Annotated in this window: 20 protein-coding genes and 1 pseudogene; 11 read left to right on the forward strand and 10 right to left on the reverse strand. The window is 38.9% G+C overall.

Annotated elements, in window-relative coordinates:
• Positions 1-56 precede the first annotated feature (56 nt).
• The 4 genes from fdxB (at position 57) to IQ237_RS20025 (ending at position 4,480) form a co-directional block, all read left to right on the forward strand.
• The gene (gene fdxB / locus IQ237_RS20010; protein WP_096565798.1) at positions 57-350 is read left to right on the forward strand and encodes a ferredoxin III, nif-specific; all 294 of its coding nucleotides are present in this window, start codon (positions 57-59) and stop codon (positions 348-350) included.
• Positions 351-975: 625 nt separating this feature from the next.
• Positions 976-1,950, forward strand: a complete 975-nt coding sequence (locus IQ237_RS20015) for a cytochrome c oxidase subunit II (RefSeq protein WP_194058355.1) — start codon at positions 976-978, stop codon at positions 1,948-1,950.
• A 156-nt stretch (positions 1,951-2,106) separates the two neighbouring features.
• Positions 2,107-3,759 carry a cytochrome c oxidase subunit I gene (ctaD, locus tag IQ237_RS20020; RefSeq protein WP_194058357.1) on the forward strand — a complete coding sequence of 551 codons (1,653 nt, stop codon included), beginning with the start codon at positions 2,107-2,109 and terminating at the stop codon, positions 3,757-3,759.
• A gap of 124 nt (positions 3,760-3,883) precedes the next feature.
• Complete coding sequence (locus IQ237_RS20025) at positions 3,884-4,480, forward strand: heme-copper oxidase subunit III (RefSeq protein ID WP_228020519.1); 597 nt, start codon at positions 3,884-3,886, stop codon at positions 4,478-4,480.
• A 35-nt stretch (positions 4,481-4,515) separates the two neighbouring features.
• Here IQ237_RS20025 and IQ237_RS20030 read toward each other — a convergent pair whose 3' ends face one another.
• Positions 4,516-5,094 (reverse strand): Uma2 family endonuclease, encoded by a 579-nt coding sequence (locus IQ237_RS20030; RefSeq protein WP_194058359.1) that lies wholly within the window; start codon positions 5,092-5,094, stop codon positions 4,516-4,518.
• A 170-nt stretch (positions 5,095-5,264) separates the two neighbouring features.
• On the opposite strand from IQ237_RS20030, the gene IQ237_RS20035 reads away from it, so the two are divergent.
• On the forward strand, positions 5,265-5,834 hold the full coding sequence (locus IQ237_RS20035) for a Uma2 family endonuclease (RefSeq protein WP_194058362.1): 570 nt from the start codon (positions 5,265-5,267) through the stop codon (positions 5,832-5,834).
• 452 nt (positions 5,835-6,286) lie between these two features.
• On the opposite strand, the gene IQ237_RS20040 is transcribed toward IQ237_RS20035, so the two are convergent.
• From IQ237_RS20040 to hetZ, 3 genes and pseudogenes are all read right to left on the reverse strand, one after another.
• The gene (locus IQ237_RS20040; protein WP_194058363.1) at positions 6,287-8,617 is read right to left on the reverse strand and encodes a DUF3488 and DUF4129 domain-containing transglutaminase family protein; all 2,331 of its coding nucleotides are present in this window, start codon (positions 8,615-8,617) and stop codon (positions 6,287-6,289) included.
• Positions 8,618-8,901: 284 nt separating this feature from the next.
• Positions 8,902-9,836, reverse strand: a pseudogene (locus IQ237_RS20045) (PatU).
• 37 nt (positions 9,837-9,873) lie between these two features.
• On the reverse strand, positions 9,874-11,064 hold the full coding sequence (hetZ, locus tag IQ237_RS20050) for a heterocyst differentiation protein HetZ (RefSeq protein ID WP_194058374.1): 1,191 nt from the start codon (positions 11,062-11,064) through the stop codon (positions 9,874-9,876).
• Between the two features lie 198 nt (positions 11,065-11,262).
• Between hetZ and IQ237_RS20055 the strand changes: the two genes are divergently transcribed.
• Positions 11,263-11,754, forward strand: coding sequence for a hypothetical protein (locus IQ237_RS20055; RefSeq protein WP_194058376.1), 492 nt, complete (start codon positions 11,263-11,265; stop codon positions 11,752-11,754).
• A 69-nt stretch (positions 11,755-11,823) separates the two neighbouring features.
• On the opposite strand, the gene sds is transcribed toward IQ237_RS20055, so the two are convergent.
• Positions 11,824-12,795 carry a solanesyl diphosphate synthase gene (gene sds / locus IQ237_RS20060; RefSeq protein WP_194058378.1) on the reverse strand — a complete coding sequence of 324 codons (972 nt, stop codon included), beginning with the start codon at positions 12,793-12,795 and terminating at the stop codon, positions 11,824-11,826.
• Between the two features lie 878 nt (positions 12,796-13,673).
• Between sds and IQ237_RS20065 the strand changes: the two genes are divergently transcribed.
• Entirely contained in the window at positions 13,674-13,871 is a 198-nt protein-coding gene (locus tag IQ237_RS20065; protein ID WP_194058380.1) for a hypothetical protein, read from the forward strand.
• A gap of 220 nt (positions 13,872-14,091) precedes the next feature.
• Here the strand turns inward: IQ237_RS20065 and murI are convergent, their stop codons facing one another.
• The 4 genes from murI to IQ237_RS20085 form a co-directional block, all read right to left on the reverse strand.
• Entirely contained in the window at positions 14,092-14,949 is an 858-nt protein-coding gene (gene murI, locus IQ237_RS20070; RefSeq protein ID WP_194058382.1) for a glutamate racemase, read from the reverse strand.
• 145 nt (positions 14,950-15,094) lie between these two features.
• The gene (locus tag IQ237_RS20075) at positions 15,095-17,017 is read right to left on the reverse strand and encodes an N-acetylmuramoyl-L-alanine amidase (protein ID WP_194058384.1); all 1,923 of its coding nucleotides are present in this window, start codon (positions 17,015-17,017) and stop codon (positions 15,095-15,097) included.
• 491 nt (positions 17,018-17,508) lie between these two features.
• Complete coding sequence (locus IQ237_RS20080; protein WP_194058386.1) at positions 17,509-19,368, reverse strand: N-acetylmuramoyl-L-alanine amidase; 1,860 nt, start codon at positions 19,366-19,368, stop codon at positions 17,509-17,511.
• 783 nt (positions 19,369-20,151) lie between these two features.
• Positions 20,152-21,555 carry a cation:proton antiporter gene (locus tag IQ237_RS20085; RefSeq protein ID WP_194058388.1) on the reverse strand — a complete coding sequence of 468 codons (1,404 nt, stop codon included), beginning with the start codon at positions 21,553-21,555 and terminating at the stop codon, positions 20,152-20,154.
• A 230-nt stretch (positions 21,556-21,785) separates the two neighbouring features.
• On the opposite strand from IQ237_RS20085, the gene IQ237_RS20090 reads away from it, so the two are divergent.
• The 4 genes from IQ237_RS20090 (at position 21,786) to IQ237_RS20105 (ending at position 24,174) form a co-directional block, all read left to right on the forward strand.
• Complete coding sequence (locus IQ237_RS20090) at positions 21,786-22,364, forward strand: hypothetical protein (protein ID WP_194058390.1); 579 nt, start codon at positions 21,786-21,788, stop codon at positions 22,362-22,364.
• A gap of 210 nt (positions 22,365-22,574) precedes the next feature.
• A complete protein-coding gene (locus tag IQ237_RS20095) occupies positions 22,575-23,174 on the forward strand; it encodes a Uma2 family endonuclease (RefSeq protein ID WP_194058392.1) in 600 nt (199 codons plus the stop codon).
• A 329-nt stretch (positions 23,175-23,503) separates the two neighbouring features.
• Positions 23,504-23,761 carry a hypothetical protein gene (locus tag IQ237_RS20100; RefSeq protein WP_194058394.1) on the forward strand — a complete coding sequence of 86 codons (258 nt, stop codon included), beginning with the start codon at positions 23,504-23,506 and terminating at the stop codon, positions 23,759-23,761.
• Positions 23,758-24,174, forward strand: coding sequence for a type II toxin-antitoxin system VapC family toxin (locus IQ237_RS20105; RefSeq protein ID WP_194058396.1), 417 nt, complete (start codon positions 23,758-23,760; stop codon positions 24,172-24,174). The genes IQ237_RS20100 and IQ237_RS20105 overlap by 4 nt, the downstream gene beginning before the upstream one ends.
• Before the next feature lie 174 nt (positions 24,175-24,348).
• On the opposite strand, the gene IQ237_RS20110 is transcribed toward IQ237_RS20105, so the two are convergent.
• Positions 24,349-26,553, reverse strand: a complete 2,205-nt coding sequence (locus IQ237_RS20110; protein ID WP_194058405.1) for a DNA phosphorothioation-associated putative methyltransferase — start codon at positions 26,551-26,553, stop codon at positions 24,349-24,351.
• Positions 26,554-26,921 lie beyond the last annotated feature (368 nt).

The following is a 26,921-nucleotide window of genomic DNA, read 5'->3' on the forward strand; positions in this document are numbered from 1 at the left end:
ACTATTAAGAGTAAATCACCAAGAAAATTGTAAGCGAAATTGCTGAGGTTAGATTCATGGCAACATTAACAGGATTGACATTTGGCGGTAAGTCTTGGACACCTAAATTTGTTACAGAAATTGACAAGGATAAATGTATTGGTTGTGGCAGATGTATTAAAGTATGTGGTTACACAGTTTTAGGGTTGATGGCATTGAATGAAGAAGGTGAATTTGTGGAAGATGAAGATGATGAAGAAATTGAACGCAAGGTGATGGTAGTCGCTCACCCAGAGAACTGTATTGGTTGTGAAGCTTGTTCTCGTATTTGTCCCAAAAATTGTTATTCCCATACAACATTAGACCAGTAATACTTATGGGCATCAACTACAGTCAGTAAGTTACAAGGAGAAGAGAAATTGTTTAACTCCTTACATCAGCATCACTGATTGATGAAAGTTCATTTAGAGGGGAATACTCAATCCTTACCTAACTTTACCTAATTATTTAAAAAAATATTAAAAATTTTAGGATTAACAAAAACATAGATTTAAAATTGTTAGGGTTCATTACCTTAATGATAAAATTATGTGGATTTTAATGAGAAGTTAACCAAAATCCAAAATCTAAAATCTAAAATCCAAAATCCCATGACTGATTAATTCTGTTACCATAATTAATCATCAAGAAGGCTAATTGTATATAAATTGGGTTTTTGAGTCAAGGTAAACAGGAGAAAAAATATAATTTGTAATATTTTTGTAATATTTGTGAGAAAGATGTGAAAAAATCTGGAAGTTTACCCAATTTTGATGACTTACAAGTTAGAACGGTAATAAGTAAAAATTGAGGAGTCAGGAGTCAGGAAAAAAGGTGACAGGTGACAGTAAGAAGAGAATGGTATCTCATGTTTAAGAATGAATTTTTCTTCTTCTAAGACCCATACCCGACACCCGACTTCCACTGATAATTGTTAATTGATAAAGAGTGGGTAGTATGCAAAAAGTTCCTGTGTCATTGTGGACACTGTTAGCGGGGATGTTCATTGCTCCTATTAGTATTTGGATAGGTCAACATCATCATTTATTACCAGAGCAAGCATCACAACAAGCGCCTTTGGTAGACGGATTTTTTAATGTCATGTTTACCATTGCGATCGCACTATTTTTAATAGTCGAAGGCACAATCTTAATTTTCCTATTTGTCTACCGTCGTCGTACTGGAGACAATAGTGATGGTGTACCGATAGAAGGCAACTTAGCATTAGAAATATTTTGGACAGCTATTCCTAGCGTCATTGTCATTGGTTTAGGTATCTACAGTGTGGATGTTTATAACCAAATGGGAGGTTTAGAACCAGGTACTCATCCTCATCATATTGCCCATGTTTCTGGTACTGCAATGGCAGCTAGTATGAATGATAATTCTCAATCTCAATCTTTAGCTGCTCCTAATATTGGCATCGGTGCAAGTCCCCAAACTAAAAATAACCCAGCAGACTTGGTAGTTGATGTTAAAGGAATACAATTTGCGTGGTTATTTAACTATCCTGAAACTGGTATAACTGCGGGAGAACTTCATGTTCCTGTCGGTGCAGATGTGCAGTTAAATTTATCCGCAGATGATGTAATTCATTCCTTCTGGGTTCCCCAATTTCGGTTAAAACAAGATGCAATTCCTGGTGTACCCACAGAATTAAGATTTGTAGCCACAAAACCAGGAACATATCCCGTAGTTTGTGCAGAATTATGTGGTGGTTATCATGGTTCAATGCGGACACAAGTTGTAGTTCACAGTCCAGAAGATTTTAATAACTGGTTAACCGAAAATCAGGTAGCACAAAAACAAGAACCACTGCAAATTATAGCAGTCAATCCTGCTAATTTAACAACTGCTGAATTTCTTGAACCTTATATTCAGGAAATGGGAATCAGTGCAGAAAATATTCAGTCATTAGTTAGTAGTCATTAGTCATTAGTCATTAGTCATTAGTCATTAGTAATATTTATCCTGACTCCTGACTCCTGACTCCTGATAGCGAAGCGTGGCGAAGCGTGGCGAAGCCATACTCCTGAACTTCTGGAACTCCTGACTCCTGAAAATCTAAAATCCAAAATCCAAAATCCCATGACCCAAACAGAATTTTCACCCAACATACCACCAGATAATAGTCAACAAAAGACTTTACTGGTTGCCCATACTCAACATCTCCAAGCTTGGAAATGGTATGATTATTTCACCTTTAATATTGATCACAAAGTGATTGGTATTCAATATTTGGTGACAGCATTTATATTTTATTTAATTGGTGGTTTGATGGCCGTGGCTATCCGCACCGAGTTAGCCACACCAGACTCCGACTTACTTGATCCAAATCTGTATAATGCCTTCATGACAAATCACGGAACAATCATGATTTTCTTATGGATTGTTCCCAGTGCTATTGGGGGTTTTGGTAATTATTTAGTACCCTTAATGGTGGGTGCTAGAGATATGGCATTTCCCAAATTAAATGCCATTGCTTTTTGGTTAAACCCCCCCGCAGGATTATTATTATTAGGTAGCTTCTTTTTCGGTGGTTCTCAATCTGGATGGACCGCTTACCCACCATTAAGTTTAATCACCGCTAACACCGCACAAACAATGTGGATATTAGCGATAGTCTTAGTAGGAACATCCTCAATTTTAGGATCAATAAACTTCGTCATCACCATTTTAATGATGAAAGTTCCCAGCATGAAATGGGATCAAATTCCTTTATTTTGTTGGGCAATTTTAGCAACATCCATCCTGGCACTTTTATCTACACCAGTCTTAGCAGCAGGATTAATTTTACTGCTCTTTGATATTAACTTTGGCACATCATTCTTCAAACCAGATGCAGGTGGTAACGTCATTATTTACCAACATTTATTCTGGTTTTATTCCCACCCCGCAGTTTACTTAATGATCCTGCCAATTTTTGGGATCATGTCAGAAGTAATTCCCGTTCATGCACGAAAACCGATATTTGGATATAAAGCGATCGCCTATTCCAGCGTTGCTATTTGCGTCGTTGGTTTATTCGTTTGGGTACACCATATGTTCACCAGTGGAACACCCGGATGGATGCGAATGTTCTTCACCATTTCCACATTAATAGTAGCCGTTCCCACAGGAGTCAAAATATTCGGTTGGGTAGCAACTTTATGGGGAGGAAAAATTCGTTTTACCAGCGCCATGTTATTCGCCATTGGTTTATTATCAATGTTCGTCATGGGTGGTTTAAGCGGCGTAACAATGGGAACAGCACCCTTTGATGTTCACGTTCACGATACCTATTATGTAGTCGCTCATTTCCACTACGTTTTATTTGGTGGATCAGTCTTTGGAATTTACGCTGGAATCTATCATTGGTTTCCCAAAATCACCGGCAGAATGATCAACGAAAACTGGGGAAGAGTTCACTTTGCTCTCACATTAATCGGCACAAACTTAACATTTTTACCCATGCACGAACTCGGATTACAAGGAATGCCACGCCGAGTAGCCATGTATGACCCCCAATTTACCAGCTTAAACCAACTTTGCACCATCGGCGCATTTATTTTGGGTATTTCCGTCATTCCCTTCGCTTACAACATCATTAATAGCTGGCTAAAAGGAGAATTTGCAGGAGATAACCCCTGGGAAGCATTGAGCTTAGAATGGACCACCAGTTCCCCACCAATAATTGAAAACTGGGAAGTTTTACCCGTAGTCACTCATGGACCCTACGACTATGGCCATAGAGAAGAATAGGTGACAGGTGACAGGTGACAGTGAATAGATAATTATTTATTCCCAATCACCAATCACCAATCACCAATTACCAATTACCAATTACCAATTATCAATTACCAATCACCAATTACCAATAAATATCATGACAGCAATTACAACCAGCGAACATCACACAACAGCACACGAACAACACCCAGATTTAAGAGTTTGGGGACTACTAACTTTTTTAATTTCCGAATCATTAATGTTTGGTGGATTTTTTGCCACCTACTTATTTTTTAAAGGTACTACCGCAGTCTGGCCACCAGAAGGAACAGAAGTAGAATTATTAGTACCCACAGTTAACACCATCATCCTCATTTCTAGCAGTTTTGTCATTCATTTTGGTGATAAAGCAATCAAAAAAAATAGCGTTGGTTGGATGCGTTTTTGGTACTTCATCACTTTTTTAATGGGTGCTGTATTCCTAGTAGGACAAGTTTATGAATACATGAACTTAGGTTATGGTTTAACCACCAACGTTTTTGCTAACTGCTTTTATTTAATGACAGGTTTTCACGGACTTCATGTATTTGTAGGACTGTTATTAATTTTAGGTGTTTTCGTGCGTTCTTTCGATCCCAATCATTATAATTCCATGCAACATACTGGCATTGAAATGGCGGAAATTTACTGGCATTTTGTTGACATAATTTGGATTATTCTTTTTACTTTGGTTTATCTCATGAATGCTGTTTAAATTCTTGAATGTAAGGGTTTAGCATTGCTAAAACCCTACCCATTTTCAACATCAAAAATCTGTGATGTTGGTAAATTTAAACTAGGAAATTGACGAGAAACCACTAAATCATTACCAGTGAAAATCCCCATTTCTTCATAAATTTGATTTACTAATTCTACAACTAAAATACTTTGATTTTCTGGATCAATAATCCAATATTCAGGGATACCACAATCTTGATATTGTAACCGCTTCGCTACAAAATCTCTATCTCTTTGTAATTCTCCAGGACTGACAACTTCTACTACTAACAATGGTGGTGACATTGATAAACGAATAGTGTTTCGATTTGCCAATAATTTAATATGTTCTTCTCTCAGTATAGTTAAATCAGGAAAGCGGTTTCTGGGTTCTCCTCTCACTTCCAATTCTAAACCATTTCCTCTAACTCTATCTATTCCAATTAATAATGCAAATACAAGAAAAAGACGGTTAGCAATTTGTACATTCATTCCTGATTCTGGTGGCATTTCTATTAATTCCCCGTTGTATAATTCATAGAGTTTATCACTGCCATCATCATAGTTTAAATATTCCTCAAAACTGGCAAATCTCTGCTTAGTCTGTACCATGACAATTACTCCATGATTACTGATGGTTTAATTTTAACATTATTTATAAGTATTACAACAATCATCCAATCACATCCTGTAAATCTTTAAATCCTGGACATCCTGATTCTGACAATTAGCCGTAATTCTGCTATAATTATAATGACTTCAATATAATCGGTGACAGCATAATGATTACCACTGTTGAGCGTCGTTATAGTTTAGACGAATATCGCGCTATTGAAGAAAAAGCTGAAACACGCAATGAGTATCATGATGGAGAAATTATACCCATGCCAGGAGGATCACTCAACCACAGCCGTATCGGTGGTAATATTTTTGCATTTCTAAAATTTCTGCTCCGTGATAGTCAGTTTGAGCCAATTAATAGTGATTTACGGTTATGGATTCCTGAATATAAACGCGGATTATATCCAGATGTGATGGTTTTTGATGGTGAACCACAATTAAATGAAAATCGCAATGATGAAGTTTTAAATCCTACCTTAATAATAGAAGTATTATCCCCTTCTACAGCAGAATATGACCACAAAGACAAATTTAGAATGTATCGTTCAATTAGCAGTTTTTGTGAATATTTATTAGTTGCACAAGACGAAGTTTTTATAGAAAAATATAGTAAACTGTCTCAAGGTTGGTTATTCAGTGATTTTAATAATTTAGAAACATCTATTTCTTTAGAGTCAATTGGGGTTGAATTACCAATAAAAGAAATTTATCGCGGTGTTGTTTTTGAATAAGCAATATTCAGATCCCCGACTTCTTAGATTAATCATCTTATTTAATCCCACCTTCCGCACCCTAAACTGTCACACAACGAAAATTGGTCGTTTGGGGATTTGAGATTGGCGAACTGCTTGCAGCAGCGCTTCGCTATCGCCACCTAAGATTTAGAACATTTTGTATCAAAATTATCATCAAAGGTATTCAAAAATCCGAAATTACCGCTTGTGACACTGGGGGGTGCGGAATGTGGGCTATAAATCCAAAAAAATGCACGGTTTTTCAGGTATACCCTTGAAAACCCTTGCACTTTTTTCCTCTTTATCAACCTGTAACCCTTGATATATCTGGGTTTTACATTTATTCAGCAAGCCCTAAGTAAACTACATTGACATACCAACTTGCTAAAACTGTCACCTGTCACCTGTCACCTGTCACCTATCACCTATCACCTATCACCTATCACCTGTCACCTACTAATAGCTTTCATCTTTTGCAACTCTTTCCACCGTTGCTGTAATTCTTGCCAATTAGGACTATTCCCACCATAACGCCAACTCACATAAGCTTGACAAATTTCATCAATTACTTGTGCTGTTTCTCTGGGATGTTGGTTATATGATACCTGAGCATATTCCAAAGGTGTCTGCGCTGGATGTTTACCTAAACCTTTTTCCGCTGTCCATTGCAACATTTGTTGATACAGACTTTCCATAGGCGGTAACTTCTTCAACCACTTACGGTTAAGCCATTTTTTCCACTGTACCCAACTTAACCACCCAAAGAAAGCAGTTATTGTTCCTACTATTAAACCAGTGAAAATCCCTATCCAACCTTGAGAGAATAAAGAGAAAAACCAAGCGATCGCCCTAAACAACCATCTAAATAATGTACCAAATAAACCATTTAACAAACCAGTAACCGGTGAAGGCAACCAACCAGCTATCCAGTTCCAAAATTGACGTAATACGCTAAAAGTTTGATATTCTTCAATGGAAGGCGGAATTAAAGGATGATTGGGAATAGGATCAAACGCAAACCAGCCATATTTAGGAAAATACACCTCTGTCATGGCGTAAGCATCGGTATTCTTGACAATATACATCCCCGTAAACGGATTAAATTCCCCTGGAGCAAAACCAGCTACCAACCGTGCAGGAATGCCTATAGAACGCAACATCACAGTTAAAACAGTAGAAAAATGGTCTGGATAACCGCCTTGATGTTTGAATAAAAAAGACTCTACCAAATCATCATTTTTATCTAGATGAGGTAGTCCGAGAGGGTTTTCTGGAAAAGAGTAATTTTGTTTGAGATACTGAGCAAGATAAAGTGTTTTTTCGTAAACTGAATTAAGAGTTCTGACATCTTCAGTACGGGAAACCCGTTGACGATTATAATCAGCGAGAATTGCTTCCGTTTTTTGGCGGACTTTATCAGCAATTTCCGGCGGTATTTGTAGATAATAATCCTTAATTTCCTTGGGGTATTTAGTATCAGCCTTACCCAACAAAGTGCGATCGCGGTATGGGACTTCCGATAGTACAGTATAAGTCATACCTTCCGATAATTGTACAGGCGATCGCAAACCCCCTTCCTGATCCACAGCGATCACAGGACCAGGAAAATATATTTCCTTGGGATAAGACAAAGCAGGTATCAAATTAGGTAAATCTGATACCACATTATAAGTTTGTACAACTTCTCTAGTAGGAGTTTTGATTAATGGTAGATCCAAGTCTATTTTGTAGGACCAAGATGAACGTCTTAAAGTAGTAACATCATCATTACGAGAAATTTTCCAACCCTTACCAGTGTATTGATCAAAAGCCAAAACCCGCCAAAAACCTTCCGCTTGGGACCTCACCCGCATCACCACCTTGGGTTTCATTTCCCCCCGCAGGTTTTGGTTCATCTCGCTATTAAAACCGTAATAGAAATTACTATCTACCGTTCCTGGTTCACCACTGCTTCCCTGTCCTGTAGCATCAGCATCACCATTACCATCACCACCACCATTGCCTTCTCGAACATAACCAGGATTAATGATACTGCGTCCTGTAAACTCGCCTTGTAACTGAATTGGCGTACTCACAGGAAAAGAACGTAATTGATAACCTGGAAAACGAGGTAAAACAGCAAAAAGTCCCAGTCCTAAACCTAAAATCACCAAAAAATTGACAATTAAAACTTTAAAATTAGCACTGGTAAAATTCTTTTTGGTTAACTTTTCTTTTTTTAATGGTTTTAAACCCAAACGTGAGCGATAATCTAGAACCAAAGTTGGCAGAGCCACAGCCAAAAATACCAGCAACACAGGAGCAAACGCCATAGTTTGACTTAATGTTGCCGCCACACCTAAAAGTATTAAACCAATAACTATCGAATAGCCTAAATCCTTACGTCGCGGTGTGTCATAACTATGCAGCACCTGAAGCTCAATTAACAACTGAGCCAGATTTAATCGTGTATCATTCAACTGACCGATAAACCGCCCAAAGAAAGCACCCAGAGCGATTAACATTCCTATAGCAATACAAAACTTGACTGGAATATTAGCATTGCGGCGACGGTAATAACTCCAAATTGTACCCACTGTACTTAGAGGGACTGCCCAAAGACTAAAGGTAGTCTCAGACGCAATATCCGTCGCCACTATTCCTAAAACTACCAGTCCTAGCACCAGCACCCGCAAGGCGATAGAATCTTCCACTTCTGCTAAAGAAGACCTCTGTTTACTTTGTCGCCCATTACCTACGGGTACGCGCCAAAACCGATTGATCCTGGATAAATTTAACATTTTGAGGTAAGTAGAACTATGATGTAGACGCTAAGGACACAATGTTAATGAGGGGCAAAAACTGATTACCTTGTCTTCAATTTTAGCCTCACCATATCGTAGCTTTAGAAGCCCTGGGGACATCTAAGGGAAACTACGCATTTTTTCCAAGTGTCCTGCTCATAGTTACCTACTATCAAAGACCTAATTATTGTTTTTTGCCAAGATGAGTAAGTTGGAAAACCAGGATCATCATTTTTTTATCGGCGTTTATCAATGGAAAGTATCAGCAGTGTTAATTGCAATTAAATAGTCAGATTAATTGCCAACAACAAGGGCTGTTGTTCTATTTCTGGAAATTCAACTACTAAAGTATAAGTTTGGTTAGTAGGTAGACAGTCTAATTCTAAACTGGCTTTATTTCCATTCCCAGATGACGCAACTGCTTGAGTACCATTTCCTTCCAACTTCAACACGCCGATAGTGGGTAACTCACTATGAACACATAACTTCATTACCTGACCCAGTAAATGTAATTCTACTCTGATTATCAGAGTACCAGCATTAGTTTGCCATTGTTGTTCTATCACCGGATTGGCTAAAGAAACAGGCAGAGTCAGATTTTCCAGCAGTTGTTTAGCTGCCATTAACGACAACGCCATTTGTTGACGCGGTTGTAAATCTGAGTAATCCTTCTCAATGTTGGGTATTGTCTCCAGAGCATCTACAGAACGATAAGAAGTTCTCAGTACCAACCCAGCTAAATCATTAATTAACTGGTAATCTTCTGGGAACAAGCTCTCTACCGCTTGAACCAACTTAGGACCCAATGGCAGGGAGGAAGTCAGCAACAACTGACACTGATCCATCAATTGCTGAAAAATGTTATCTGGCAGAGAAACTGGCAGATTGAGCTTAGATTGCTGTGCCAACCACCCCCAGGCAGGAACTAAAGCAATCGCTGGCTCTTCCACAAATTCTGGATATTCTACTAATTGACTTTCCCAAGGGAATAAAGGTGGGTGGTTTTGGATTTCGACTTGTAGCCGACGTTTAAGGACAGCTTGGAAACGTTCTTGCACAGTAGGAATTTCTCCTAGTTCAAAAGTTTGGGATTTTCCTCTTTGATCTGGCTGACTACTTGATAATGTAGATGCTGCCAAGAGAGGGTCTTCTACCCCATCAATTTTCTCACACTCTACCCAGGGATGCTCGCCGGTTTGACATTATCTGCCAACAACCAATCGAGCCACTAGTATTGTAAGGGTTGTGAGTCACTATTCATGGGTAGATGCACTAGATCCGGACACAATTGAGTTACGAATTTCCCACGCTTGTTCCAAAATCTTAAACCACCGTTTTTGTAGTTGTGCCATTGATAATCCCAAAGTTTTGGCAATGGTTTCGTCAGTTTCTCCTTGTTGCTTCAAATCTAATAAAGACCGATCTTGATCATCTAATTTGCCTGTGTACAGTTGCCATTGGTGGGATGTTAACCCTAAATTAGTAGGTAAAGACACATCTAACCATTCATGCACCAATTCCCAACGATGCAAGAGGGAAAACCGAATTAAATGATACTTAAAGCGTTGTTGCAAGTAATCTCGTTGACGTGGGGTTAAACCCAAAACTGACTCAATCTCCTGTGCTGACAAATCCTGAAGACGAAGAGAGAAATAATCAGCACAGTCGGACTGTTGTCGTTGTTCTAGATAATTCATCAATTCCGTAATCACCACGGAGCGCAAAGTATCTTCATCTGGTTCTGGTTCAGTTTGCATAGCCATAGCAGCACGCAATTGTTGTATGGCTGGTTCTTCCCAAGAACCATCAGTTTCACCACTACTACCTTCAGCAGCTTGTTCAATATCCACGCTCGTCTCTGGAGGCTGCTGTTGTGAGAAGGTTTGCGCTCGCAGGATAATTAACTGTTGTTGTCTGCCTGGTAAGGGAATGCGACGTTTAGCATACCTTTCGGTAAATGCCATATATTCGGCTAATTCTATTAGGGTTTGGGGACGATAGGTGGATGGTTGTTGATTTTCCCGACGAAAAGCATTCAAAGCCTCCAAATAAAAACTTTGGAGAAAATCTTCTATGATAGTCAACCGCCCCTGATAGCTCAATTGCTTTTGAGGAGGATTAATATAGCGATAAATGATGGCGCTCAAAGTGCTGTGTAATTCTACCCTACCCCGATTAGAACCTAGCTGATAATAACGAAGACATTGTTGTAGCCGATGTCGGGCGAGGGTCATTGCAGAGCTTTCTATGTCTCCAGAAGCTTGAATGCGTTTACTTTCATTACAAATACGCAGGACTTCGCCCGCAATTCGCAATGCCACATCTCGACAATTCTTTTTTGCTGCCTTTGTTGACTGCTGTAGTTCCTGCAAGAGAAATTGAAAGATAATCTCTACGCCGATAGACTTATCTCCCTGAGTAGTTGCGGTTGCGGGCGAATTCATAGTCGGAATTTTCAAAATAACCTAACATACTTAAACACAACCTGTAAGGCCGTGGCTGTTAGTTTGATAGATGTTATTTATAAGCTACCAGTTATTGGTGACAGGTGACAAAGAAGGAGCCAGGGGAGCAGTTAATAACCTAGTCCCCAGTTCCCTGCTTGAATATTTTGGACATTAATCAGGAACCATTTATAGGCCATGAAAAATTTAGAAGCACAAATTCAACTGTTAATTGATAATGCACCCCAAGATGGTGTGACACCACAACTTGTGGCGAATATTGCGCCTGTTTTGAGAGCGATCGCTCAAAAGTTACAACACTCTCAATACTATATTCTCCAAAATTTGCAGGAACGCTGGGTTTTAACTACATTGAAGCACAAGGCTAATGCAGCCCCAAAAGGAACAACAGGGGAAAAGCGAGTAGTTTACGCCTTTCCTAGATTACAGGATGTTTCCCTGGTTTCATCTGTTGGGCTAGACCCTCAAACAGTGGCTAAACCTATGCCTGTAATTCATATTTTGTTTCAACTGGTAGCATTAGAACCAGTAGATAGTATAGTTTTTTTTGAGACTCCCGGCACTACTACCAACGCTATGGAAGTGGAGCGCACTGACCTGCAAAAGATGATTGAACAGAAACTGCAAGAACATATACCTATCAAGCAAGTACCTCCAGATATCGCCTGAATCAATTTTGGATTTTGGATTTTGGATTTTGGATAGAATCTAAAATCTAAAATCTCAAATCCAAAATGCCTAATAAAGCCGACTTAATACATAATCGGTCATGTTGATTAATGCTTGCCGTGATTCTGAGGGTTCTAAGATGGCAATATGTTCAGATGATACCTTGGCATGATGAGCGGCTAATTCTCTAGCCCGTTGTATGCCTTGGCTATCAGCAATCAGCTTCAGTGCCTGCTCTAAATCCCCTTCTTGGGCAAACTCTCTGTCAATTAGCGCTTCCAGGCAAGGTTGTTCTTCTAGAGCAAATAACACTGGTGCAGTTAGATTACCACTTTTAAGATCCGATGCCGCTGGTTTACCCAAAGTATCTGTTGAACCAGTGAAATCTAGAATATCATCTACTATTTGGAAGGCTAAACCCAGATGCTTACCGTAGTTATACAAGTTTTCAGCAGTCTCTGGGGAAACGTTACTCAATATTCCCGCAGCTTTAGAACTGTTAGCAATTAATGAGGCTGTTTTGTAATAACTCTTTTTGAGGTAAGTTTCCGTAGAAAGATTAGTATCAAAACGATTTAGCCCTTGTTGAATCTCCCCAGCGGCCAAATCCATGATTACTTCTGAAAGCAGTTTAACTACATCCAAATTATCCAGATTTGCCAAATACCAGGAAGATTGAGCAAAGAGGAAATCTCCTGCCAGTACGGCAATACGATTGCCAAACAAGCTATGAACCGTAGGAACGCCACGGCGTACATTTGACTCATCCACTACATCATCATGTACCAAGCTGGCTGTGTGGATCATTTCCGTAATCTCTGCTAATCGTCGATGACGCGGCGTAATGTCTTGTTCTAGCATGGTTGCCCGCGATATCAGCAGCACAATGGCTGGCCTAATGCGCTTGCCCCCAGCACCGAATAGATGTTCGGCTGCTGCATAGAGGATGGGGTGGCGGTTTCCAACTAGCTGTGTGAGGTTATCTGCTAGTATTTGCAGGTCTGCTTCCACAGGGGTAAACAGGGAGGTGGCTGGGGTCATGGATGGGCGGACTCTGACTTTGGTTACGAAAGTTTACATATCCTTTACTCATTTTAAGATAAACCATATCCAGCGCCAAGTTTTCATCCAGGAATCCCAAACCATACTTTTCGGATCAGCACAAGTAGCTTTTCTTATATCCTGGAAAAAAGCCCAGGAGTCAAGGAAGATGCGAAAACAGGAGAATGAAGCAATACTCAGTAAAACGCATTTTTTACATATTTCAATTGTCAAAAATCATACTATAATTATCCTTGATAGGAAAATTCAGCAAAACTTGTCTGTCAACATTGAGAAAATTTGAAATTTAGTCCAGAAGGTAGCTGAAAATCCGGGTCTGTTGTGTTACGCTAATGTGTAGGAATTTTAAATTTTTCAGATATTCACTTCCAAAAAACAGTTAATCATCAATAAGTGATTTTACTCATTAATAGGTGATTTTACTCATTGGATTTGTGAGTCTAAAATAACAAGTCGCCGACAGAATGAAGGAAATGATTCCTAACAATTTGCTGTGCGGCAGCAATCCTATTGAGTTAGATGATATGCTTTCTCTTATGAAAGCCACTACACATCCTCAGCTAACGTTGATCATAAGTGTAGCTCTTGCTTGATTGGTGTGAGGGTGAATAAGGCAGACTAGGTAGACTGCTGAGGAGCGCAGTTTTAAGTTGCTATGTAGCAAATTAACTGCTGTTCGATGTGTGGTATGTGAAAAGCTTAATCAAATAATAAATTGTTTAACCAGAGAGAAGTAAAACTCTACTGGTCGGCTTTGCATAGCCTACTACAGCAATCAAGGATGTGCTTGATTTGCTGAAGTTCTACTATTTGTGTATGCAATTTTATAGTCCTTTGAAAGTTGAGTTGGTAGAACAATGATTTATGGAAATATGCCTATGATGATCTTTATTTTAGCTGCTGGATATTTATTTACAGTCTACTTATTATTAGCACTAGCAAAGCGAACAGGTAGAAATAGTGTTATTAAAAGTGGGACTGCGGTTATTCAGGAGCAACACCAGCAGGAAAGAGGATTAAGAACAAAAGTGAGTGAGGTAGTCAATAGTCAATGAAATTTTAGATTTTGGATTTTAGATTTTGGATTTTGGATTTTGGATGAAAGTTGTTTGGTATTCCTAATTCACAAGCAAGCTTGTTATAAAAAGAAGAAATACACAACAATTAATCTAAAATAATATATGCGCGGCCTGGGCTTCGCTAACACAAATCTAAAATCTAAAATTATTTGACTAATGACTAATGACTAATGATTAATGACTAATGACTAATGACTTAGGAGACAGTAGCATCAGTCAAATATACCTGTTCTACCAGAGGGGTATAACCTAACCACTGTAATCCAGACTGAGCAAATTGTTGAGGACAACCACTGACAGCAAAGCGAGTAGGCATTGGTAGGTGATTATTCCTGATGTTTAATAAGTCTAAGTCTTGAGCGCAAGCTGTAACAACATGAACAGCAGGGTCAACTAACTTGACGTGAGCAGGGAGGAGCGATCGTAATACAGGTGCTAGAAGTGGATAATGAGTACAGCCATAAATTAAAGTATCAATTTCCTGTTTAAGTAAAGGTTCAAGATAAGCACTAGCAACTTCAGCGGTGTAAGGATCGTGAATCCGATTTTGTTCAATTAGGGGGACAAATTCTGGACAACTAACTTGCCAGACTTGGACATCAGGTTTAATTTCCATCATTGCCTGACGATACGCATTGCTTTTAGCAGTAGCAGGGGTAGCAATAACACCTATTCGCTTACCCATTTGTACTGCGGCCTTTGCTCCTGGTAGGACTACACCCAGGATAGGAAAGTTAAATTCCTGACGGACATTTTCTAGTGCTAGAGCAGAACTAGTGTTACAAGCCATAATCACCATTTTCACCCGTTGCTGCTGCATCCAGTTCAGTATTGCCCTCACATATTGTAAAATCTCTGCTTGTGAACGAATACCATAGGGAAGATGAGCAGTATCCCCAAAATAAATAATTGATTCATTGGGAAGTTGCTTATAGAATTGTCGCAGTACCGTCAGCCCACCTACACCACTGTCAAACACCCCAATGGGAGAGCGTTGAGCTTCCTGCTCTGAAAAATCGTCAAGATTACCTTCAAAAATGGAAGATGAAAACACAGGCAAATATTGATTTAGATGTTGCTATTTTAAAATACAGAATTTAGCAGACAATTTGCTTATTGACTACTAATGATTGGGAATAGGGAATGGGGAATAATTTTACCCAGAATCACCAATCACCAATCACCAATTACCAATCACCTCATCTTTGTTGCAGATATTTGAGGATACCACGAGCGATCGCATCAGCCATGCGATTTTGGTATACTGGTGATCCTAGACGGGGATTGTCCTCACGACCAGTCATGTAACCTGTTTCAACTAAAATTGCGGGCATAGAATTTTTCCTAAGCACATAGAATCTGGCTTTACGTGTGCCTCTATCTTTGATGGTACTAATATCTTGCAGAATAGTCGTGCGAACAGATTCCGCCAGACCATAACCACTGTCGTAATAATATACTTCTAAGCCATTGACATCGGGACGATTATCAACTGCATTGGCGTGAATACTCACAAATAAATTCGCATTTACCCTATTGGCTATATCTACCCTTCCTTGTAGTTCTACGAAAAAGTCAGCATCTCGCGTCATTACAGCTTGTACGCCATTTTGCTCCAAAATTGCTGCTATTCTCTTACCAATTGGCAGAATGACATCCTTTTCTAACAAACCGCCCAAACCGGGAGCGCCCGAATCTTTACCGCCATGTCCGGGGTCAATCACTACTATAACTTTCCCTTTGGGAACTGAGAAGCGTGGCTGAGGTTGTGGTTGAGGATTTTCGATAACTGGGTCTGGTAGCTGTCCTTGGTTTCTAGGTAAAGGAGGTAGAGTAATAGACGGTTGTAACTGACGAGAGCTTTGTAATTGCAAAGCTATAATTTGCTCTCCCACTTGGTTAAGTTCGCCGATTTGTATACCGGATGCAGGTTGAACCAAGACAACTACATTGTTAGGCGCTTGTGTTTGTAGGCGTATCCTCAGCACAGGACTATTAGCATCAAAAGCAGGTCCTTTTACCTTACCAGCTAATTTAGCATTAGGAATAGTGATCCGAAATAAACCAGAACTTCTATCCCAAGCACTGGTAGCGGATATAGTTTGATCGGCTCTAATGAGTAATTGTGTACCATTAGCCGCTAATTCCACAGACTCAATAGTGGCTGGGGAATTGCTAACATTTTGTACAGGGGATTGATTTTCTTTAATTTTGGCCAGATCGGCAAGACGATCAGGTAATACCACAAAATCACCATTACTGCCGGTTGTTACCCGCCAGTCGGGGCTGTTACTATCCACCTGTAAGATCATGCGGACAGTAGGCGGTTTATTTGGCAGTTGGGTCAGTTGGATGCGTTTGACACCATAGCGATTAATTAACAAATCTCGTTGTTCTAGATTTGGTGATAAAGCTGCACCAGCAATGTCAACATTTATAGTGCGGTTATCTTCGCTGCGATTAACTTGAATTTTAAAGATTTTTGGGGGGGGATTACCACCACTGGTATCAACAAAAAAACCATCTCCTGTAATTCGTAAGTTTTCGATCTGAACTATTCCCCCAGTGGTGTTGACTGCTATGTCTTGATTAGGTATGCTGGCAGCAGTTTTTGTCACAACATTGTAAGTATTTATAGGGGCGAGTGTGGGAGTAAATGGAGATGAAGGGGATAGGAGTGTAGGTGTTTCTCCTGGGGGTTGATTGGCAGAAGCGGTGACAGGGACTACATCAGCTTCTAGATTTGGTAATTGTACTATCCAGCGACTACCAGTAGAGGGTGTAAATTTGACTAGGTTGGGGTCAATAGTATAACCAGGATTCAGTTCTACAACTACCCGTGTTGTTTGTTGGTCAAACTGTCCAATGCGGATAGCGCGAATTGCTCCGCCTATTTGTTGGGTTAATTGGGGACGACCAAAGCTAGTCCCTGGTAAATCTATTACTAACCGAGTAGGGTTAAAAATAAGTTGCGCTTGGGGTTGTACAGGACTAGATGTGTTGATTTCTAGTCTGTTTTGATTGGTATCAAATCGCCAAGATTCTAATCTTGCGGCCGTTGCTGGCGATGATACTAATAAGATAGTGCCAACAGTGCTGGGTATTAACCACTGTAGTTTCAAAGTCCTTTCTCCTGATTTGCATTCATGGAAGCTGTAAATATCTGCTATATAAAACCTAGACAAAACTAGACTTTACTTTCTACTTCAACGGGAGCATGGGAGCTTGATTGTGTCATATGGTGAGGCTAATCAATTTCAGATGTAAAAAGAGATACTCAACTGATACAGGAGAAAAGAGAATGCGGAAGAAATCAGACTTTGAGTATCGTGCTTGATATTGTTGTTAATATGTCGAATCTGTAAGGTAAAGCGTCATGCTAAACCCCTACTGAATTCTGAAAAATTACTTAGGGTTTGCTGAATAAACATGAAGAGATTACAGGTAAAGGGTCTTAGCCTGCTGGAAGTTAAAAAAGTGCAAGCTTTTACGGGGTGGAAACTTAAAAACCTTGCATTTAATTCCTACTCAAAGGAAAAATTGTTCCTATCCAACTCTTGAAACTGTCACCTGTCACCTGTCATCACGACAAGACTTTCTCAGCAACCCCTACTTATCTTTGTCTCAGGTACTGAAGAATACCTTGAGCGATCGCCTCACCCATTTGCCTTTGATAAGTTGGATTTCTCAGTTTAGCAATATCTTCCCTACCAGTGAGATAACCTGTTTCTACTAAAATTGATGGCATCGAGCTTTTTCTCAGTACATAAAATCTAGCTTTTCGCACTCTCCTGTCTCTAACATTGACACTTTGGAGAATTCTATTATGAACGGCACGAGCCAAGCCCAAGCCATTGTCATAATAATAAGTTTCCAAACCACTAACTTCGGGACGACTGAGACCGACTGAATTAGCGTGAATGCTGACAAATACATCAGCATTGGCTCTTTCTGCCATTTGTACTCGTCCGGGGAGGCTGACGAAATAATCAGAATCCCTTGTTAATACTACTTGTACTCCGTTTTCCTGTAAAACTTCTGCTACTCTCAGGCTAATAGGTAAAATTATATCTTTCTCTCGTGTTCCACCAATACCAATTGCTCCGGGGTCTTTACCACCATGTCCAGGGTCAATAACCACTAATAATTTGCCTTTGGGAACGGAGGGACGGGGACGTGGCTGGGGATTCTTGATATTTGGATCTGGTAATTGCCCGCTGTTGGGAGATGGTAAGGGGGGTAGGCTAATGGGGGGTCTAACTTGACGATATCTTTCTAATTGTAAAGCTAAAAGTTCGTTACCGACTTGGTTTAGTTCGCCAATTCTGACTCCTGATGCTGGTTGGACAAAAATAACTACGGTGTTGGGGGCTTGGGGTTGCAACCTGACTCTCAGAACAGGGCTATTGGCTTCTAGGGATGGTCCTTGGACTCTGGGAGCTAATTTAGCATTTTCGATGGTGATGCGATATAGTCCAGAGCTTCTATCCCAGCCACCAGTAGCGGATAAATTTTGATCGGCTCTAATTAGTAATTGTGTGCCATTACCAGCTAATTCTACAGACTCGATAGTGGCTGGGGAGTTATTAGCAACTATAGGTTTGTTAGGGGTGGAAACAGGTGTTGATGGTTCAATGCTTTGAGGTAAGCGAACAGCACCTTTAGTTGGTAATAGAACCAAGCCGCCAGCACTACTGCTTATTACTTCCCAATCGGAACTATTTTTGTCTAACCGTAATGTCATGCGGACACTGCTGGGAGTGGTTCGCAGTTGGGTAAATTCAATGCGGCTGACACCATGCTTATTGATGGCTAAATTTTTTTGTGTCAGTTCTGGTGATAGGGTAGCGTTGGCAATATCCATAAATATGGTGGTGCGATCAAGGCTACGATTGGCCTTAACCTGAGGATTACCGCCACTGGTACGAATAAAAAACCCATCTCCTGTTGTTTGTACTCTCTGAATTTGAGTAGTTCCTGGTGTGATATTGGCTGCTGTGGAAAATTCCGGTTGAGTTGGGGAACTTTGGGAATCGATGGTGGCTAAATTATATGTATTATTACTAGCAGTGAGCGGTAGTTGTTCAATTTCTGGCTTGGGTAGTTGTACTGTCCAGCGTCGGGGATTTATGCCAACAAATTTAACTTCTTGGGGGTTGAGGGTATAACCGGGGGTGAGTTCTATAACTAGGCGGGTTGTTTGTGGATCAAACTGTCCAATCCGTACTGATCTAATAGCTCCGCCTATGGCTTGGGTTTGCGATCGCCCAAATTGAGTGTTTGGTAAATCAATGACCAAGCGTGTGGGGTTAAAAATTAGTTTTGCTTGGGGTTGTACAGCACCAGAAGTATTAATTTCTAGGCGGTTGAGATTTTTATCAAATCGCCAAGATTCTAATTTGGCGGCTAAGGTGGGGGAAGATAGTAAAAGAACTGTGCCAACAGTACCGGGCAATAAGTAGTGTAGTTTCAAAGTTATTTCTCCTGAGTTACATTTATAAAAGTAAAGTCATCAATATCTCAATTCCACAATTTTGGCAAATCTGCATACTGTCACCACTGATAATAATTTGGTTTTTAATTGGGGATTTTTCGATTACTATTCTCTAATACCAGGTTATTCTCAGCCGCTAATATTTGATATTAAAATTTTTTTTTAGTCAATGGTCAGTTAGTTGTCTGTGGTCATGAGATGATTAACCTCTCCCTGGACTTTGCTGGTTCTTAATTGTACCTAGTTCCCGGTGATCTCTTCTCTGTGCTTCTGGAAATAACAATCATATTTAAGTGTGTTATTGAATCCTCATCTTGGAAAATACCCAATATTATCAAGTGATGAAGTTAAGTTGCCGGATGCTCATCCATAATTACTGGATAAATATTGAGAATATAACAGGTGAGTGAAGGACAAGTAGAAACCAACATCATCAGCAAGATTATAAAAACCGAAATACCAAAGAAATTTGACTATCGCAGAAGACGGTGATCGAGAAATATAAGTTTCTGTTAAGTATTAATACTCTAAATACAGGTTTTGTGTGTGCGGTTTGAAAAGAAGCTGTGTTCATGAATTAAATCAGACTGCTATATATAGGTAGAGTTCCCAAAAAGAACCAGTTATGGAAATTTCCGTCATGGAAAAAATTGGCCAAAATATACTTGTCCATAGGTAATTATGGACAAGTACAAACCGGACAAAGACTGCTTTTACTTATTCAGACTCTCCTGAGAATTTGAGGTGAGTTCCATTCTGCCATCATTTGCTGTTGCTCCCGATTAATGATGGATCTGTAGCACCATCTACGGTAGCAGCGGTTTTTGGTTCGGGGAAAACGAATCTTAACAAAGGAGGAGCTAAGAAGGTAGTAAGAATTACCATCATAATGATTGCTGCTCCTAGTGATTTTGAGAGAGCGCCACTAGCTGTACCAACACCGGCAAATACCAAACCTACTTCACCTCTGGGAATCATACCCACACCGATGGCTAAACGGTTAATACCTGGTTGACCAAATACGGCTAAACCTGTGATCACTTTACCAATAATGGCGACTGTGATCAGGAAGATTGCCATAATTAAACCTTCTCTGTTGGTGGGAATTGCTGGGTTTAATACTCCTAAGTCGGTTTTTGCGCCGACGGCGACGAAGAAAACTGGAACTAGCATATCCGCAATAGGTAGAACTTGATTTTGTAGTTCTTTGCGTTTATCGGTTTCTTCAAGAACTAAACCTGCTGCAAATGCTCCCAGAATTGCTTCTAAGTTGATGACATCAGCAATGTAGGCCATGATGAAGGCGAAAATGAATGCTGGGATAACTACTCCACCGCGTGTTTTGAGTAGATCGGCGATCGCTACAAAGGTTTTATTGAAAACGTTACCCAGGATGACTGCACCAATAAGAAAAGCTGTGGCGCTCACGATCAAATAAATGACGTTGCTTACATCTACTGCGCCATCTTTGGCCAAACTAGCAACTACGGCTAAAACGATGATTCCCAATACGTCATCTATTACCGCTGCACCGAGAATTATCTGGCCTTCTTTGGAATTTAATCTTCCTATTTCTGATAGCACTTTGGAGGTAATACCGATACTGGTAGCTGTCAAAGCTGCACCGGCAAAAATTGCGGGTACTGCATTGATACCAAAGATGATCATTAAACCTGCTGTACCTGCGGCAAAGGGTACTACTACGCCCACTACTGCGACTACAAAAGCTTGGATACCGACTTCCATTAAGTCTTTTAAATTAGATTCCAAGCCAATTTCAAACAGCAGGATAATTACACCCAGTTCGGCTAAAACTGAAATTACCTCTGACTGTGCTGCAAAAACCTGGGGAGTTGCTTCTGGAGTTAACCCAGCGGTGATTTGCAGGAATGTCATAATTAAGGAGTTGGAACTGTCTGTACCTCCTTCTGGAAATACCAACAGATGCAAAACCGATGTACCGACTAGCACACCACCAACGAGTTCGCCTAAAACGGGTGGTAAACCGATTTTGTTGGATAGTTCGCCTCCCAGTTTGCTGGCGAAATAAATTACTACTAAACTCAGTAGCACGGCTGCTACTACCATTGAACTGTCTACGGGTTCTGTGGCTGTGGCATTAGCCAATAGGGGAACTGTAAAGTTGATTGTGTTCAAAAACTGCATTGGTTCTGTGAATATCCTTCTTTAGTTATTTGTACCTTGTTATGGAAACTATTTCATAGGTCTTCATGTATTGGCAGTCCTAACACAAACGATAAGTTATTTAATATATTTACTCTGCTAATACAACATATAAATTCAGTAGAGGGTAAATTGTGTTGTATAGATTAGATAGGTCTATGTAGGGTGTGGCTGTAAACAATGATGATGTTACTTGCTAAAGGGTGCTAGGAATGAATGAGAAAGAACTGAAACTAGGTAAATACCTGACTTTAGAAGATTTTTGTACCTGTACTCAGACTTATCAAAAATATGCTCAATATATCAACCCTTTCCCTCAGAATATTCTAGAGACTATTCCGGCTTTACAAGATTTAAATAAGTTGATCATTGATCCTGTTATTGATAATTACGGCAGGAACAAGTTTATTTTAACTTATGGTTTTTGTTCTTTTGATTTAAAGAAGTTTTTGGAGAAGAAAGACCCATTAACGGGTGAAAAAAATGGTCGGGTTGCACCTAAGTTAGATCAGCATATCAGTTATGAAATTAACAAGAATGGTAAATATTATTGTGAAAGGTTAGGTGCTGCTTGTGATTTTATGATTGCAGATTTACCTAGTGAATGTTTGGTAGATTGGATTTTACAGCATAAGTTACCTTTTGATTCTTTGTATTTTTATGGTAGTGATCGTCCGATTCATGTTAGTTATGGACCGCAGCATAAACGGGATATTTGGACTTTTGGGAATGTGAGACAACCGACGAAGAAGGGAATTGAACATTGGGTGAAGTTGGCGAAGGATATATGATGTTTTTGGGAATTAGGGGAATTATTTGGGGCGATCGCTCGGTGAAGTATAATGGAATTAGTGCATAAATAGTGTAATAATGGTGTAAAATCACAGACTTATTAGTTTGTAGTGAGGAATTTATTCCTCATTTGAGGACTAAAGTCCTTACTACGAAATAGTCTCAATTAGAAGTCAAGGATATAATAATTAACTGTGAAGTTAAATCTCATGACACAAATTACAACCACAAATATAGAATTAATTCAACCTTCAGCTAATAATCAAACTTTGACAGATGAGCAATTTATGTTATTAAAGGAAGACGGAAATCTTTATGAATATGTGGATGGAGAACTAATAATTGTGGCAAATTCAGGTTTAGAACATGGTTATTTAGCTCTAACTCTCGGATATTTTCTAACAGGATTTGTACGCGAACATAAACTTGGGATAACTTGTGATTCTAGCACTGCGTTTAAAATGAAAAATGGTAACAAAAGATCCCCTGATCTGGCTTTTATTGATAAAGCAAGATTACAAGGTTTAAAACGATTACCTAAAGGTTTTTTTGATGGCGCTCCTGATTTAGCTGTAGAAATTATATCTCCTAATAATACTTTTGAGGAAATTCATAATAAATTAGTAGAATATTTTGAAAATGGTACTCGTTTAGCATGGGTAATATTGCCAGATGAAGAATGTGTATTAGTTTATCGCAAACCTAAACCATCACAGCTTTTACAATTAGAAGATAGTCTTAATGGAGAAGATGTAATTCCTAATTTTCATCTTCCTTTGACAGATTTATTTCAAGAATTGTCTTTTTAGATATAGCACTTACCGAAGGTAAAGTTTTAACCTTATTGATAGCTTCATCTAATAGTTGAATCATAATAAAAGTCTCCGCTAATTTATTTAGATTATTTGAGATTATAACATAAATTTAGATATTTAGTAACTTAAAATCTCAAAAGCCAGCAATTCTCATCTTAATATTTCATGAGATAAAAACTTTTGTAAAACAATCAATTTACAATTTTTAAAGATTGTAGCGATAGCGAAGCGCTGCTGCAAGCAGTTCGCTGAAATAGCGCAAACTGGTTTCAAAATGAAAATTGCTGTAAAATATTGATATCACCTTTAGAGGAGGTTTGACAATGACATTACAAGAAATAATTAAATCTCTGGATAATTTATCTGTAGAAGATAAAACCTCTCTTTTTAATGTACTTAAATCTCAGTTATCACAAACAAAAGAAAAACCACAGGAAAAGGAATTACAGAATAAAGGAGATAGTTTTTGGCAAGGAGTTTTAACATTTCGAGAAACAATTGAAAGAGAGGGTATAGAATTTACAGATGAAGATTTTGCTAATTTAAGAGATCGCAGTCCCGGACGGGAGATTGATTTATGACAATTCGCTTTTTATTAGACTCTAATATTATCTCAGAACCGAGTCGGCCAATTCCTAATACTCAGGTTTTAGATCAATTAAATCTCTATCGTTCAGAGGTGGGAGTAGCGAGTGTTGTTGTTCATGAAATTCTGTATGGATGTTGGCGTTTACCACCTTCTAAACGCAAAGATGCTTTATGGAAATATATTGAAGATTCTGTGTTAGATTTGCCTGTTTTCGATTATGATCTAAATGCTGCAAAATGGCACGCCCAGGAAAGAGTTAGATTATCGAAAATTGGTAAAACACCTGCTTTTATTGATGGACAAATTGCTAGTATTGCTTTTGGCAATGATTTGATTTTAGTAACCAATAATGTGGCAGATTTTCAAGATTTTCAGGGTTTGGTAATTGAGAATTGGTTTATTTAGTTGATGTATGGAGGAATAAAAATTATTGTCTAAATTCAGACATGAAATTTGAAAACCTGTAGAGTATATTAGGAAATGATAATTTTTCATAAAACAAGCTATAAACCCACAGTAACGACCCAATTATATCATCAATTCGGTGCGTTACTCTGTCGCTAACACACTCTACAACTACTACGTGGATAGATCCTCGACTTCTTTAATAAGTCGTGAATCTGATTCTGCAACATCACCGTTTTCCACCACTTCTATTTCCTTTTCTCGCTCCTTCTTCCGATTAATCAGGGCATTTTTAAACAACTTCAACTTATAAGGATCAGCATCCTTGCACCAATGTAATTTATATCCTTTAATCACAGTAAAATGTTCCTTTAAACATTTCTGCCATCCCGAAAGATGACTAATACTTTGCCAATCTTCTAACAGTCCTCTTTCCTCTTCCTGAAGCGTTAATTTTACCAATTTATCATATAATGGATAATCAGGAGTTACTAAAGTTTCTAATTGATGCAATAGCGGCGGATCATCATCAACATCATATTCTTTATATGTAACTTGTAAATCCCGTAAATCAACCTTCATTGATCTATATAATGTCGGGTGAGGTTCATGATCAAAATCAGGATAAAACAAATAGGAAATCTTTGGTGTTTGCAAGTGAAATTTAATCACATTTGCTTCTTCTAATCTCCCAATAGTCCGACTAGCGCAACCTTCATATAATCGTAATAAAGGATCAAGTGCTTGTAATGCAGAAATATGAACCCACAAAGAATTAGGTAATTTTTTCCCAATTTTACTTTCCTGACAACGTTTAATAATTAACTCTGTATTTCCCACACTCCTTAACATTTGATCCGCATCTAAACACGCCTGTTTATAACTACTATATAATCCTAAAACATCCTCTTGAACTGCTGGCGGTAGTTTTGATAATCTGGGACGATGACTAAATTTTGTTAATGCTAAATAAACCAATAAATCTTGACGACGTTTATCTGCGATCGCTTCCCATTCTTCTGAGTCTGTCGCTTTAATAATCACTTGAAAAGCTCGTCTTAAACTACTAAAATGTTGACAAATTTCCTCTTCTTGGGCTAACTCTCCCTTACCAGGTATTCTACCCCGTTCCGTCATAAAATCCATCAAAGGTGTTAACAATTCTCGATGTTCTTCAAACTTTTGAATACAAGCTCTCACTTTCGGAGTAGTAGCGCGAGAACGATAACGAGAAGCGCGAAATAACTCTGTTTCCGCAGGATCTCTAAAAACAAAATAAACCCCCAAAGCTATAGGAATACTATCAACTCCTAAAACCTGATCAATGTAAACTTTTAATTCTTCTTGTTCATAATATTTTTGAAATGTGTTACGCTTAGTGATAACCCCATCACCATAAGCCATTACACCTTTCTGAGAGTCTGATATTAACACCTGAGCAGATACCAACAGAACTCTTTGCGTCAGTTCCCAAGCTTTTATTAATGCTTCCCTACGTTCACCTTGATCTTCAATAACATTAATCACAAAACCAATATTCACAATATCCGCAGGTATGGGCGGAGCGTCTGGTAAATAATAAGGGTCCCAACCATTACTGACATAACCTTGATCTGCGATGCGCTGCATATCTCCACCATGGCCACAACCATAATCAAAAAAGGTGGTTTCTGAACCAAACAAACCTGCATCTAAAGCTAAACGTAAAGGTCGAGAAAAATCATGACGGATAATAGCAGCTTTATGTCTTTCAATTTTTGGTATTGTTGGGATTGAATCTGCTGAATTATTATTTGTGTTGTTATTTTTTCTTATAACTAAAGTATGTCCCTGTATTTCTACTCCGTATCTTTTTAACTTTTCTTCCCAACCCAACCGAGTACCAATACCCCTAGTATTGTAGAGTAAACCTAACGCTACTTGAGCGCGAGTTAAACTGGCAAACTCTTCATACAAAGGATAATCAGGAGCAACAAAAGTCTCCTTACGGTGAAGAATAGGCGGATTATCTGTATCTGTATAATCTCTGAAATTAAAAGTCAGAGTTTCTACATCAACTTGAATACTAGAATGTAAAGCTGGATGAGCATCGGTATCAAAATCAGGATAAAATAAGTAAGAAACCTTGGGTTTATTCGTGCTAAATTTAACAATTGTTGCCAGTTCCGCTTGGGGTGCGACACTGCGAGCTAGACTTTCATATTGCTGAAGTTGGACATCCAGTGTATGCAGCGCAGAAAGATGAATGTAAAAAGCATCTGGGAGAAGTTTGCCATATTGACTGTTATAGCAACAAGCAGCGATGGTGCTAAATTCTATCTGCTTGGACGTTTGGCAAATTTCTTTAAAGGTGTTAAAGTTGTTCTCAGGCTTAACCATTGTACTCATTAGCAGAAAACTGCCAGTGATTCGATTTTAGATTTTAGATTTTAGATTGATTAGCCGGAATTTTAAGTAGGCTTTTGACAATCCAGAAATTATGGAAATTATTGGTCAAAAATAATTATTAACCTAGTTTTGATAGTAATAGGACTTACGCAAGATGTGACTGAAAACCTTATTCTTGCGTAGGGGTAATTCATGAATTACCCCTACTTTCGTTCCTTTTTGCGTAAGTCCTGAGTAATTCTCCCATAATAAATTATGATTTTGTCTTTTGTGTCAATAATAAGATTTATTATTAACCAAGTGAGTCTGAACTGAGAGGTTGTTTGAAAAGTATTAGATGAAACCGATAATCTCTAGAA

Source organism: Sphaerospermopsis sp. LEGE 08334 (genome assembly GCF_015207205.1).
GTDB lineage: Bacteria > Cyanobacteriota > Cyanobacteriia > Cyanobacteriales > Nostocaceae > Sphaerospermopsis.